General features: G+C 63.8%; 10 protein-coding genes. All 10 read left to right on the top strand.

All coding sequences use genetic code 11. The annotated features are described in order from the left end of the window. Positions 1–9: 9 nt before the first annotated feature. Positions 10–984 (top strand): VTT domain-containing protein, encoded by a 975-nt coding sequence (locus AC07S4_RS07660; RefSeq protein ID WP_494986072.1) that lies wholly within the window; start codon positions 10–12, stop codon positions 982–984. 204 nt (positions 985–1,188) lie between these two features. Then, positions 1,189–2,220, top strand: a complete 1,032-nt coding sequence (locus tag AC07S4_RS07655; protein WP_494986071.1) for a glucokinase — start codon at positions 1,189–1,191, stop codon at positions 2,218–2,220. Between the two features lie 158 nt (positions 2,221–2,378). After that, positions 2,379–3,092 (top strand): SMC-Scp complex subunit ScpB, encoded by a 714-nt coding sequence (gene scpB, locus AC07S4_RS07650; protein ID WP_494986070.1) that lies wholly within the window; start codon positions 2,379–2,381, stop codon positions 3,090–3,092. Further along, entirely contained in the window at positions 3,085–5,178 is a 2,094-nt protein-coding gene (locus tag AC07S4_RS07645; protein WP_494986069.1) for a pseudouridine synthase, read from the top strand. Before scpB ends, AC07S4_RS07645 begins: the two co-directional genes overlap by 8 nt. A gap of 234 nt (positions 5,179–5,412) precedes the next feature. Next, on the top strand, positions 5,413–5,901 hold the full coding sequence (rimP, locus tag AC07S4_RS07640; protein ID WP_056399542.1) for a ribosome maturation factor RimP: 489 nt from the start codon (positions 5,413–5,415) through the stop codon (positions 5,899–5,901). Beyond that, positions 5,898–7,463 (top strand): transcription termination factor NusA, encoded by a 1,566-nt coding sequence (gene nusA, locus AC07S4_RS07635; protein ID WP_161073286.1) that lies wholly within the window; start codon positions 5,898–5,900, stop codon positions 7,461–7,463. Before rimP ends, nusA begins: the two co-directional genes overlap by 4 nt. Positions 7,464–7,509: 46 nt before the next feature. Then, positions 7,510–10,380: a translation initiation factor IF-2 gene (gene infB, locus AC07S4_RS07630; RefSeq protein ID WP_494986068.1), complete on the top strand. Its 2,871-nt coding sequence runs from the start codon at positions 7,510–7,512 to the stop codon at positions 10,378–10,380. A gap of 85 nt (positions 10,381–10,465) precedes the next feature. Continuing rightward, positions 10,466–10,891 carry a 30S ribosome-binding factor RbfA gene (gene rbfA, locus AC07S4_RS07625; RefSeq protein WP_161073284.1) on the top strand — a complete coding sequence of 142 codons (426 nt, stop codon included), beginning with the start codon at positions 10,466–10,468 and terminating at the stop codon, positions 10,889–10,891. After that, positions 10,888–11,820 carry a tRNA pseudouridine(55) synthase TruB gene (gene truB, locus AC07S4_RS07620; RefSeq protein WP_494986067.1) on the top strand — a complete coding sequence of 311 codons (933 nt, stop codon included), beginning with the start codon at positions 10,888–10,890 and terminating at the stop codon, positions 11,818–11,820. The genes rbfA and truB overlap by 4 nt, the downstream gene beginning before the upstream one ends. Before the next feature lie 90 nt (positions 11,821–11,910). Further along, complete coding sequence (gene typA, locus AC07S4_RS07615; RefSeq protein ID WP_494986066.1) at positions 11,911–13,743, top strand: translational GTPase TypA; 1,833 nt, start codon at positions 11,911–11,913, stop codon at positions 13,741–13,743. The last annotated feature ends 130 nt before the right edge of the window (positions 13,744–13,873 follow it).

Genomic DNA, 13,873 nt, shown 5'->3' with positions numbered 1-13,873 from the left:
AGCGTCACCATGGCCAACTTACTCTCATTGCTGCAGGAATACGGTGTCTTCATCGTGTTCGCGGTGGTCCTTATCGAACAGATGGGCCTGCCCATACCTGCTTTCCCGCTGCTGATCGTGGCGGGCGCGCTCGCCGCCAACGGCGAACTGCATTGGGGCAGTGTGCTGGCGGCCGCCTTGCTGGCCTGCTCGGTGAGCGACTTCTTCTGGTTCCGCGCCGGGCGCCGCTATGGCAAGCGCATTTTGAAGCTGCTGTGCCGCATCTCGCTGTCGCCGGACTACTGCGTCAGCCAGACCGAGGACAATTTCCGCCGCTGGGGGCCGAAGTCGCTGCTGGTGGCCAAATTCATTCCCGGTTTTAACACCATTGCGCCGCCTATGTCGGGCGCCATGGGCACCTCGTATCCGCGTTTCCTCGGCTTCAGCGTGCCGGGCGGGCTGATCTGGTCCGGCACCGGCATTGCCATCGGCGCCTATTTCCACCAGAGCATAGACGACGTGCTGGACATCCTGTCCACCATGGGCGGCACCGCGCTGAGCGTGCTGGGCGTGCTGCTGGTGCTGTTCATCCTGTACAAATATATCGAGCGCAAGCGCTTCCAGCAGGCCGTGCAGATGGAGCGCATCACCGTGGACGAGTTGCGCCAGCTGCTGGTGGACGGTCACGCGCCCGTCATGGTGGACGCGCGCAGCGTAACGGCGCAGATGCTGGAGCCGGCCGTGCCGGGCGCGCTGCTGGCCAACGGCGATCCGCTGGCCGTTATCGCGGCGCTGCCGAAAGACCGCCACATCATTGTGTATTGCAGCTGCCCCAACGACGTGACGGCCGCCCATATGGCCAAGCTGATGCATGCGCGCGGCTACAGCTATGCGCGGCCGCTGCACGGCGGCCTGGACGCCTGGAACTCGGCGTTCGCCCACGAGCTGCGCCGTCCACGCGACGAAGAGGGGGAGGGGACGGCGGTGACCGCCTCCCACGGCTAGGCCGGCGCGCCCGCCGCCCATCGAAAACCCCGGCTGCGGCCGGGGTTTTTTGCTTTTGCGGGGTAGTCATACTACGTTGAAAATATGGCAGGACGTCAGTTTTTTACCTCATTGAATTTGAGAATGTACTAAAACTACAAAGAATGCTTGCGCCTGCGGCGGGATTTCCATTAAGCTAAGGCCTCAACGATTCTTATTGCCACCATGACTGCCCAACCTGCCTCCCCTCAAAATTCCGGCTTCCCAGGCGGCCCGCGTTTGCTGGCGGACGTTGGCGGCACCAATGCGCGCTTTGCGCTGGAAGTGGCGCCCGGCAGCATCGAGCAGATCAATGTGCTGGCCTGCGCGGACTATCCCTCGCTGGCGGACGCGCTGCGCGCCTACCTGGCGCTGCCCGGCGTGAAGGCGGTTGCAGGGGCGGGCATCGTGCACGGCGCCATCGCCATCGCCAATCCGGTGACGGGCGACTTTGTGCGCATGACCAACCACCACTGGGAGTTCTCCATCGCGGCGCTGCGCGCCGCGTGCGGCTTCGAAGTACTGGTGGTGGTGAACGACTTCACGGCCCTGGCCAGCTCGCTGCCTTTCCTGTCGGACGAACAAAAGCGCCAGGTGGGCGGCGGCACGGCGCAAGCCGGCGCGCCGCTGGGCCTGATCGGCGCGGGCACCGGCCTGGGCGTTTCCGGCTTGATACCGAGCAAATGCGCCGGCAAGGACGGCGGCTGGACCGCGCTGCTGAGCGAAGGCGGCCATGTGAGCTTCTCGCCCGCGAACCAGACCGAGGTCGCCATCCTGCAATACGCATGGACGGAATTCGAGCACGTGTCGGCCGAGCGCTTCATGTCCGGCGTGGGCATCGAGCTGATCTACCGCGCGCTGTGCGCCCATCGCGGCGTGGCGCGGGAGGACATCGCCGTGCCGGAAATCGTGCGCCGCGCCCTGGGTGGCGAAAGCGCGTTGTGCGACGAAGTGGTGGAAACCTTCTGCTGCATGCTGGGCACGGTGGCCGGCAACCTGGGCGTGACGCTGGGCGCGCAGGGCGGCATCTATATAGGCGGCGGCATTGTGCCGCGCCTGGGCGCGCGCTTCGACCGTTCCGGCTTCCGCGCCCGCTACGAGCAGAAAGGCCGCTTCGCGCAGTACCTGGGCCGTATCCCGACTTTCGTCATCACCGCTGAATACCCGGCTTTTGTTGGCGTTTCTGCAATCTTGAGCGATCGACTTGCTTCCGCGTAATTCTTGTTACGGCTGTCTGGACAATTTATCCCTTTCGTAGTTTTATCAGGTACAATTGCCGCAGTTGGACCTGACACCTCCATCCCCATCGGTACTGCCCCTGCCCAGCGCGCAAAGGCCCGGGCACATCTTGCATTTATTGCAAACACAAGATAGCTATGAATACAGTTGAGGCGAAAAGAGTCCTCGAAACCGCTTTGCTATGCGCGCATGAGCCTTTGTCCATGCACAGCCTCAAGAAGCTGTTTGTGGAGCTCGATGAGCAGGGCAGGCCGCGCAACGAGGGCCTGGGCGCCGATACGATCAAGGAAATACTGGAAGAACTAAAGCTGGACTGGGACGGCCGCGGCGTCGAGGTGGTGAACCTGGCCAGCGGCTGGCGTTTCCAGAGCCGGCCGGAAATGAAGCTGTACCTGGACCGGCTAAGCCCGGAAAAGCCGCAGAAATACTCGCGCGCAACGCTGGAAACACTGGCCATCATCGCCTACCGCCAGCCGGTGACGCGCGGCGACATCGAGGAGATTCGCGGCGTGGCCGTGAATTCGCAGACGATCAAGATGCTGGAAGACCGTGGCTGGGTGGACGTGCTCGGCTACCGCGACGTGCTGGGACGGCCCGCCCTGCTGGGCACCACCAAGCACTTTTTGGATGATTTGGGACTCAGTTCGCTGTCCCAGCTGCCACCGTTGCAGCAAATCAGCGATATGCGAGGTGGCGCGCCCGACATGGAAGCGCTGGAAGCAGCCCTGCAGGAGAACTTTGACAAAGCGGCGCAACACGCCGCGTCGCCCATCAATGAGGCACCGGCTCACGCCCTTGCGCCAGAAACGACGGTTGACGCTGAGCACAACCAAGAAATGAACAATGAATAACACTGATACCCAAGAGACTGCCGGCGCACCCGCCGCCGACCTGGCTGCCAAGCCGAAGCGCCGTACCAAGGCGCAGATTGAAGCCGACAACGGCGAGGCGCATGCGCCGAGCGCCCTGGCCGCAGGCGAAGCGCCCAAGCCTAAGCGCAAGACCAAGGCCGATGCCGCCCCCGCTGCCGCCGATGCCGCACCTGCCGGCGACGCTGCCGCCGCGCCTGTGAAGAAGCCGCGCGCCAAGTCGGCCCAGGCTGCCGACGCCGCCCCTGCTGCTGCCCCTGCCGCCGGCGAATCCGCCGCCGACAGCGCGCCGGCCAAGGCGCCGCGCGCCAAAAAGCCGAAGGCCGATGCAGCCGCTCCCGCCGCCGAAGCAGGCGATGCGCCAGCCGCAGACGCCGCCCAAGGCGACAAGCAAGACAAATCCGAACGCCGCCCGCGCGGCCCGCGCCAGATGCGTGAACTGCGCGCCGTGCGCGAACTCACCCGTCCGGCGCCTGTTGCCGCTCCGGCGGCCGAGGGCGCGGAAGGCGCGCCGGCCGCAGCCGCTGGCGCCGAAGGCGAGGGCGCAGCCCCGGCCGGTCCGCGCCATGAGCGCGGTCCGCGCAACGAAGGCCGCAACAAGAACAAGAAGAAGGGCAAGCCGCGTCCGGGCGCCCAGGGCCAGGGCAGCCACGCAGGCGGCAAGCTGAGCGATGCGGACGCCGCATTCGCCTACGCCACCTCCGACGCCTTCGACAGCGAAGAATCGGGCAAGGGCCGCCAGCCGGCCAAGGCCGTGCGCCGCGACCTGACCGCCGAAGACGACGCGCCCAAGCTGCACAAGGTATTGGCCGAAGCCGGCCTGGGTTCGCGCCGCGACATGGAAGACCTGATCGTTGCCGGCCGCGTGTCGGTGAACGGCGAGCCTGCCCACATTGGCCAGCGCATCCTGCCGACCGACGCCGTGCGCATCAACGGCAAGCTGATCCATCGCAAGGTCAGCAAGAAGCCCCCGCGCGTGCTGGTGTACCACAAGCCTGCCGGCGAAATCGTGTCGCACGACGATCCGGACGGCCGTCCATCGGTGTTCGACCGCCTGCCGACCATGAAGGCCGGCAAATGGCTGGCCATCGGCCGCCTGGACTTTAACACCGAAGGCCTGCTGCTGTTCACCACCTCCGGCGATCTGGCTAACCGCCTGATGCACCCGCGCTACAACATCGACCGTGAATACGCGGTGCGCACGCTGGGCACGCTGGAGGAAGGCATGCGCCAGAAGCTGCTGGCCGGCGTGGAGCTGGAAGACGGCCTGGCCAACTTCTCCAAGATCGTGGACGGCGGCGGCGAAGGCATCAACCGCTGGTACCGCGTGGTCATCAGCGAAGGCCGCAACCGCGAGGTGCGCCGCATGTTCGAGGCCATCGGCCTGACCGTGTCGCGCCTGATCCGTACCCGCTACGGCGCCATGACCTTGCCTAGCGACCTGAAACGCGGCCGCTGGGACGAAATGGAAGAAAACACCGTGCGCGACCTGATGGCCGCGTATGGCGTGGAGAAAAAGCAGCCCGGCGAGCAAGGCGCCCAGGGCGGCCACAAGCGCGCCGAGGCTGGCCCGCAGAACCGTGGTCCGCAAGGCGGCCGTGGCCAGGCCCAAGGCCAAGGCCAGGGCGGCCAGCGCGGCAGCCAGAAACCGCGCCGCGACCGCGACGAGCACGATGACGGCGAGCCGAACGGCAACCGCATGGACGTGAGCAATAAAAACGCCGACCCATTCCCGCAAGCACCGCGCGGCCAGGGCCGTGGCCAGGGCGCCTACTTCGGTGCAGGCCAGGGCGGCGGCCAGGGTGGCGGCTACGGCCGTCCGGGTGGCGGTTCGGGCCGTCCCGGCGGCTCCGGCCGTCCGGGCGGCGCTGGCGGGCAGGGCGGTCTCGGCCGTGGCCAGGGCGCTGCCGGCGCCGGTGGCGCAGGCAAGGCGCCGAAAGGCCCGCGCCAGCCGGACCCGCTGCAAACCACGTTCGGCTTCGGTAACGCCGGCGGCCCGCGCCGCGGCAACCAGCAGCCGCGTGGCGGCGCGTCCGACCACGGCATGCCGCGCCGCCGCAAGGGCTGATGTACGACAACCCGGCCTTGCCGGCCGGGTTTTTCACCAGTTTTGATTGTTGTTTGCGTGCCCACTGTGGTATGTGGCATTGCAGCGAAGTCAATTGGCGGTTATAATGACCAGCCTAGGAAAAGTGATTCGCTGGTTTTAACGCCGAGAGTGCTTTCATCTGGCTGGGTAGTACAAGAAGATGGGCAATTGCCCATTTTTTTTTTGGTGAACCGTTTTTAGCGGAGAAATTTTTTGCAACTGCCGGAATTAATTGAAAAGACCGTCGCCGGTCTGGGCTATGAGCTGGTTGATGTCGAACGGGCCGAGCGCGGACTGCTGCGCGTCTATATCGATTTCAGCGCGGCGGATGCGGCCGAAAAAGGCCCGATCACGGTTGAGGACTGCGCCACGGTCAGCCATCAGCTGAGCCATGTGCTGACGGTCGAAAACGTCAACTACGAGCGGCTGGAAATCTCCTCGCCCGGCCTGGACAGGCCGCTGCGCAAACTGGAAGATTTCACCCGCTTCGCTGGTTGCGAAGCCATCGTCAAGCTGAAAGTCGCCATGCCGGGCACCTCCAACCGCAAGTCCTTCGAGGGCGTGCTGCAGGAGCCGCAGGGCGATCAGCTGGCATTGGAATTTGAAGGTAAAGATGGTCCGGCGCTGTTGGAGTTTACGCTCGCCGATATGGATAAGGCACGCTTGGTGCCGCAGGTGGATTTTAAGGGACGCAAAGCATGAGTCGCGAAGTTTTGTTATTGGTGGACGCGCTGGCGCGCGAAAAGAACGTCGACAAGGACGTAGTCTTTGGCGCGCTGGAATTTGCGCTGGCGCAAGCCACGAAGAAGCGCTACGAAGGCGAGGTCGACATCCGCGTTTCGATCGACCGCGATTCGGGCGAGTTCGAATCCTTCCGCCGCTGGCACGTGGTGCCCGACGAAGCGGGCCTGCAGCTGCCTGACCAGGAAGTGCTGCTGTTTGAAGCAAAAGAACAAATCGCCGACATCGAAGTGGACGACCACATCGAAGAACCGATCGAATCCGTGGAATTTGGCCGCCGTTTCGCCCAGGACACCAAACAGGTGGTCCTGCAGCGCGTGCGCGATGCCGAGCGCGAACAGATCCTGGCCGACTTCCTGGAACGCGGCGACTCGCTCGTGACCGGCACCATCAAGCGCATGGAACGCGGCGATGCAATCGTCGAGTCCGGCAAGATCGAAGCGCGCCTGCCGCGCGACCAGATGATCCCTAAGGAAAATCTGCGTATCGGCGACCGCGTGCGTGCCTTCATCCTGCGCGTGGACCGCAACATGCGCGGCCCGCAGGTGATCCTGTCGCGCACCGCGCCGGACTTCATCATGAAGCTGTTCGAACTGGAAGTGCCGGAAATCGAACAAGGCATGCTGGAAATTAAATCCGCAGCCCGCGACGCCGGCGTGCGCGCCAAGATCGCCGTCTACACGGCCGACAAGCGCATCGACCCTATCGGTACCTGCGTCGGCATGCGCGGTTCGCGCGTGCAGGCCGTGACCGGCGAGCTGGGCGGCGAGCGCGTGGACATCGTGCTGTGGTCGGAAGATCCGGCCCAGTTCGTGATCGGCGCGCTGGCCCCGGCCAATGTGTCGTCCATCATGGTCGATGAAGAGAAGCACGCCATGGACGTCGTGGTCGACGAAGAAAACCTGGCCATCGCCATCGGCCGCTCGGGCCAGAACGTGCGCCTGGCCGCCGATCTGACCGGCTGGAAGATCAACATCATGACGGCCGAGGAATCGGCCGACAAGGCAGCCCAGGAAACCGCCGCGATCCGCGCGCTGTTCATGGAAAAACTGGACGTCGACCAGGAAGTGGCCGACATCCTGGTGGAAGAGGGCTTTGCCAGCCTGGAAGAAATTGCTTACGTGCCGATCTCCGAAATGCTGGAAATCGACGCGTTTGACGAAGATACCGTCAATGAATTGCGGACCCGCGCACGCGATGCGCTGGTGACCGAGGCGATCGCCTCGGAAGAAGGTCTGGAAGGCATGGACGAGGCATTGGTCGGTCTGGAAGGCATGGACCGTATCACCGCCGGCAAGCTGGGTCTGGCTGGTATCAAGACCGTAGAAGCTTTTGCCGCACTGGCTTACGACGAATTTGGCGCCATTCTGGCCCTGTCCGCCGACCGTGCCCGTGCACTGATTGCAAGTGAATTTGAAGATGTGACCGACGATGAGATGAAGTTGGTTGACTCGAAGTACGACGACCGCGCCAAGGCCCTGCAAGCCAAAGCCTGGTCGGCGGCCGAATCCGCAAAGGCATAATTTGAGTATCTTTATCATCTCCGCGACACATAGAAAAGAGGACTGAATGGCGAGTAACAACGTAGCCCAATTTGCCACCGAACTGAAGATGCCTGCAGATTTGCTGCTGACGCAGCTGCGTTCTGCTGGCGTCGAAAAGAGTTCGACGTCAGATCCATTGTCGAAAGATGATAAGGATAAGTTGCTGGAACATCTGCGCCGCACCCACGGCGCAGCTGCGGACACCGAAAAGAAAAAGATCACGCTGACCCGCAAGGAAACCACCGAGATCAAGCAGGCTGACGCCACCGGCAAGTCGCGCACCATCCAGGTCGCGGTCAAGAAAGTACGCACCTTCGTCCAGCGCGACGAGCCGGTAGCGCCTGCCGCACCGGCCGCGCCGGTGGTGGACGCCGCCGAAGTGGCGCGCCGCGAGGAAGACGCCCGCAAGCAGGCCGAGCTGATCGCCCGCCAGGAAGCGGAACTGCGCGAGAAGCAGGAACGCCTGGCCAAGCTGGAATCGGAAAAGGAAGCCCAGGCGCAAGCCGCCGCTGCCGCCGAAGCCGAAGCGAAGAAAGCCGCCGACGCGGAAGCCAAGAAAGCCGCCGCCGCCGCCAAGGCCGCCGCCGACAAGCCAGCCGCTGCAGCCGCGCCGGTGGTGGTCGATGCCGCCGCCGAAGCGAAGAAGGCCGCTGCCGCTGAAGAAGCGAAGAAAGCCGCCGAACTGGCCAACAAGGAAGCCGCCGAGCGCGCTGCCGCCACCGAGCGCGCACGCAAGGCCGTGGCCGACGAAGTGGCGCAGATCAAAGCCATGATGAACGCGCCGCGCCGCGCCATCAAAGCGCCCGAGCCTACCCCGGCTCCGGTGCCGGTCAAGGCCAAGGCTGCCGAAGGCACGCTGCACAAGCCTGCCGACAAGAAACCAGCCACCGACAAGCCGGGCGATAAAAAGCCTGCCGTCGGCGACAAGAAATCCATCAAGTCGGCCAATGTGTCGTCGACCTGGTCGGACGATGCCAAGAAACGCGGCGCCCCTGGCGGCGGCGCGGGCAAAGGCCGTGGCGGCAACACCGGTTCGACCGGCGGCCGCGACGGCTGGCGCAGCGGTGGCCGTGGCGGCCGCCGTGGCGGTTCGCATGCGGACGACCGCGAGACCAATTTCCAGGCTCCGACCGAAGCCATCGTCAAAGATGTGCACGTGCCGGAAACCATCACCGTGGCCGAACTGGCGCACAAGATGTCCGTCAAGGCGTCCGAGGTCATTAAACAGCTGATGAAGCTGGGCCAGATGTGCACCATCAACCAGGTGCTGGACCAGGAAACCGCGATGATCCTGGTGGAAGAGATGGGCCACAAAGCCCACCCTGCCGCCGAGGACGATCCGGAAGCGCTGCTGGCGGACCAGGGTGAGCACGCTCACTTCGAGTCCACCTCGCGCGCTCCGGTGGTGACCGTCATGGGTCACGTCGACCACGGCAAGACCTCGCTGCTGGATTACATCCGCCGCGCCAAAGTGGCGTCCGGCGAAGCTGGCGGCATTACGCAGCACATCGGCGCTTACCACGTCGACACGCCGCGCGGCACCATCACCTTCCTGGATACCCCGGGCCACGAAGCCTTTACGGCCATGCGTGCCCGCGGCGCCAAGGCAACCGACATCGTCATCCTGGTGGTGGCGGCGGACGACGGCGTGATGCCGCAGACGAAGGAAGCAATTGCCCACGCAAAGGCTGCAGGCGTACCGCTGGTGGTGGCGATCAACAAGATCGACAAACCGGGCGGCAACCTGGAGCGCGTGACGCAGGAACTGATCTCCGAACAAGTGGTGCCGGAAGAATACGGCGGCGATTCGCCGTTCGTGCCGGTGTCGGCCAAGACCGGCCAGGGCATCGACGACCTGCTGGAGCAAGTGCTGCTGCAAGCCGAAGTGCTGGAACTGAAAGCACCGATCGACGCGCCAGCGCGCGGCCTGGTGGTGGAAGCCCGCCTGGACAAGGGCAAGGGCCCTGTGGCCACCATCCTGGTGCAGTCCGGCACCCTGAAGCGCGGCGACGTCGTGCTGGCGGGTTCCTCGTATGGCCGCGTGCGCGCCATGCTGGACGAGAACGGCAAAGCCGTGTCGGAAGCCGGTCCTTCGATCCCGGTCGAAATCCAGGGCCTGACCGAAGTGCCGGCCGCCGGTGAAGAAGTCATGGTCATGGCTGACGAGCGTAAAGCCCGTGAGATCGGCCTGTTCCGTCAAGGTAAGTTCCGCGACGTGAAGCTGGCCAAGCAGCAAGCGGCCAAGCTGGAGAACATGTTCGAACAGATGGCCGAAGGCGAAGTGAAGAACCTGCCGCTGATCGTCAAGACCGACGTGCAGGGTTCGCAGGAAGCACTGGTTTCCTCGCTGCAGAAGCTGTCGACCTCCGAAGTGCGCGTTCAGGTTGTGCACGCGGCGGTGGGCGGCATCACGGAATCGGACGTCAACCTGGCGGTGGCCTCGAAAGCGGTCATCATCGGCTTCAACGCCCGTGCCGATGCACAGGCGCGCAAGCTGGCCGAGTCGAACGGCGTGGACATCCGCTACTACAACATCATCTACGACGCGATCGAAGAGGTGAAAGCAGCACTGTCCGGCATGCTGGCGCCAGAGCGCCGCGAGCAGATCACCGGCCAGGTCGAAGTACGCCAGGTCATCCTGGTTTCCAAGGTCGGCGCGATTGCGGGCTGCCTGGTTACCGACGGTGTGGTCAAGCGTTCCTCGTCCGTCCGCCTGCTGCGCAACAACATCGTGCTGTGGACCGGCGAGATCGACTCCCTCAAGCGCTTCAAGGACGACGCGAAAGAAGTGCGCGCCGGTCTGGAATGCGGCTTGTCGCTGAAGAACTACAACGAAATCCAGGTTGGCGACACCCTGGAAGTGTTCGAAGTGCAGGAAATCGCCCGTACGCTGTAATAGCGGTCGGCGCACTGGCGGGTCAGTGAAACCGGGGCGTGTCCCCGGTTTTATTGGCCCGCCAATTTTTTTTAGGTAACACATCATGGCAAAACATAGCAAAACCATCCCCGCGCGCGGCTTGCGCGTCGCCGACCAGATCCAGAAGGACCTGTCGGTGCTGATCGCCTACGAGCTGAAAGACCCGCGCGTCGGCATGATTACGCTGTCCGAAGTCCAGCTCACGCCGGACTACGCGCACGCCAAGATCTACTTCACCATGCTGAAGGACGATCCGGAAACCGTGAAGAACACGCTGGCCGGCCTGAACGCCGCCTCCGGCTACCTGCGCAATATGCTGGGCAAGCGCCTGCACATCCACACGCTGCCGTCGCTGCATTTCCACCACGACATGTCGGCCTCGCGCGGCATGGAGCTGTCGGCGCTGATCGACCAGGCCAATTCGACCCGTTCGCTCGACGACGAGGGCGACGCCGCCCCCAAGGCTGAAGGCGAAGACCAAGCCGAATGAATCAGCAAAAAGTAAAACGCGTGCGCGACATCGTCGATGGCGTGCTGCTGCTGGACAAGCCGGTCGGCCTGTCCTCCAACGACGCGCTGATCAAGACCAAGCGCATGCTGAACGCGAAGAAGGCGGGCCACACCGGCACGCTGGACCCGTTCGCCACCGGCCTGCTGCCGCTGTGCTTCGGCGAAGCCACCAAGTTCTCGCAGGACTTGCTGGAAGCCGACAAGACCTACCTGACCACCGTGCACCTGGGCCAGCGCTCGGACACCGGCGACACCGAAGGCCAGATCATCGAAACGCGCGAGGTGAACGTCACGCGCGAGCAGATCGAAGCCGTGCTGGCGCAGTTCCGCGGCCCCATCGAGCAGGTGCCGCCGATGTACTCGGCGCTCAAGCGCGACGGCAAGCCGCTGTACGAATACGCGCGCGCCGGCATTACGCTGGAGCGCGAAGCGCGCCCGGTCACCATCCACAAGCTGGAATTCGTCAGCTACGACGCGCCGTTCCTGAAGCTGGAAGTCACGTGCAGCAAGGGCACGTATATCCGCGTGCTGGGCGAGGACATCGGCGCGGCGCTGGGCTGCGGCGCGCACCTGAACGCGCTGCGCCGCATCCAGGTCGGCGCGCTGACCATGGAGCACATCGTCACGCTGGAAGAGGTGGCCGCCCATGCGGCGCCTTTGGCCCTGCTGGCGCCGGTGGACGCGCTGCTGTCGTCCTTCCCGCCGGTGCTGCTGACCGACGAGCTGGCCAAGCGCTTCCTCAACGGCCAGCGCCTGCCGCTGGGCAAAGAGCCGGCGGTGGCCGTACCCAAGCTGGAGCAAGTGCCCGGCCGCGTGCGCGTCTACCACGGCGACAAGCTGCTCGGCACCGCCCAGCTGGGCGAGTTCGACATCCTGGCTCCCGAGCGCCTGATCAGCTTCAACAATTGAGCTTAGTCTTGCGCTGCAACATGCTATAATAGTGGGTTCCAGTGATCGCATTCGCATTCACTCCGCAGTTTTTCTGTAAATACAACGACTATGTCTACTACTAAACGCGCAATTCGCAATATCGCCATCATCGCTCACGTTGACCACGGCAAAACCACCCTCGTGGACCAACTGCTGAAGCAGTCCGGTACCTTCCGTGAAAACCAAGCGGTCGACACCCGCGTGATGGACTCGAACGACCTCGAAAAAGAGCGCGGCATCACGATTCTGTCGAAAAACTGCGCGGTTGAGTACGAAGGCACCCACATCAACATCGTCGACACCCCAGGCCACGCCGACTTCGGCGGCGAAGTGGAACGCGTGCTGTCGATGGTGGACTCGGTTCTGCTGCTGGTGGATGCCCAGGAAGGCCCAATGCCACAGACCCGTTTCGTGACCCGCAAGGCACTGGCCCTGGGCCTGAAGCCTATCGTCGTGGTCAACAAGGTCGACCGTCCGGGCGCGCGCGCCGACTGGGCGATCAACCAGACTTTCGAACTGTTCGACAAGCTGGGCGCTACCGATGAGCAGCTGGACTTCCCTATCGTTTACGCTTCGGGCCTGAACGGCTACGCCGGCCTGACCGAAGACGTGCGCTCGGGCGACATGAAGCCGCTGTTCGACGCCATCCTGGAACACGTGCCAGTGCGCGACGACAATCCGGAAGGCCCGCTGCAGATGCAAATCACCTCGCTGGACTACTCGTCCTACGTGGGCAAGATCGGCATTGGCCGCGTCAACCGCGGCACCGTCAAGGTCGGCCAGGACGTCCTGGTCATCAATGGCCCAGGCGCCACCCCGATCAAGGGCCGCATCAACCAGGTGCTGAACTTCAAGGGCCTGGAGCGCGTGCTGGTTGACGAAGCCGTCGCCGGCGACATCTGCCTGATCAACGGTATCGACGAAATCGGCATCGGTTCGACCCTGTGCGCAACCGACACCCCTGATCCGCTGCCTATGCTGACCGTCGACGAGCCGACCCTGACCATGAACTTCATGGTCAATAACTCGCCGCTGGCTGGCCGCGAAGGCAAGTTCGTGACCTCGCGCCAGCTGCGCGACCGTCTGGACAAGGAACTGAAAGCCAACGTTGCACTGCGCGTTGCAGCAACCGAAGACGACACCACCTTCGAAGTGTCGGGCCGCGGCGAACTGCACCTGACCATCCTGATCGAAAACATGCGCCGCGAAGGCTTCGAGATGGCCGTATCGCGTCCACGCGTGGTGTTCAAGATGGTGGATGGCGTGCGCCACGAGCCGTTCGAACAACTGTCGGTTGACGTTGAAGAAGCCAACCAGGGCGGCGTGATGGAAGAACTGGGCCGCCGCCGTGGCGACCTGCAGAACATGGAATCCGACGGCAAAGGCCGTGTGCGCCTGGAATACCGTATTCCTGCGCGTGGCCTGATCGGCTTCCAGGGCGAATTCATGACCCTGACCCGCGGCACCGGCCTGATGAGCCACGTGTTCGACGCCTACGCTCCTGTTGACAACAGCAAGGGCGAACTGGGCGGCCGCCGCAACGGCGTGCTGATCTCGCAGGACGACGGCGCCGCCGTTGCCTACGCCATCTGGAAACTGCAGGATCGCGGCCGCATGTTCGTGGTCCACAACGACCCAGTGTACGAAGGCATGATCATCGGCATCCACTCGCGCGACAACGATCTGGTGGTTAACCCGATCAAGGGCAAGCAGCTGACCAACGTGCGTTCGTCGGGTACCGACGAAGCCGTGCGCCTGGTGCCGCCTATCCAGATGTCGCTGGAATATGCCGTTGAATTCATCGACGACGACGAACTGGTGGAAATCACCCCGAAATCGATCCGTCTGCGCAAGCGCTTCCTGAAAGAGCACGAGCGTAAGAAGGCTTCCCGCGAAGCGTAATCGCTGAGCCCGGAATGAAAGCCGCCGCACCCGCAAGGGGCGGCGGCTTTTTTCATTTTGCGGCGCACCATAGCGCCGCCGTATTCTTGTCTGTTTTCTATTGCTGATATACTGAATCCCTGTCCGGAAG

It is taken from the genome of Pseudoduganella sp. GW821-FHT05F09, assembly GCF_059419605.1.
The sequence above is the reverse complement of the archived record's forward strand: the minus strand, read 5'-3'. Positions and strand labels throughout refer to the sequence as shown.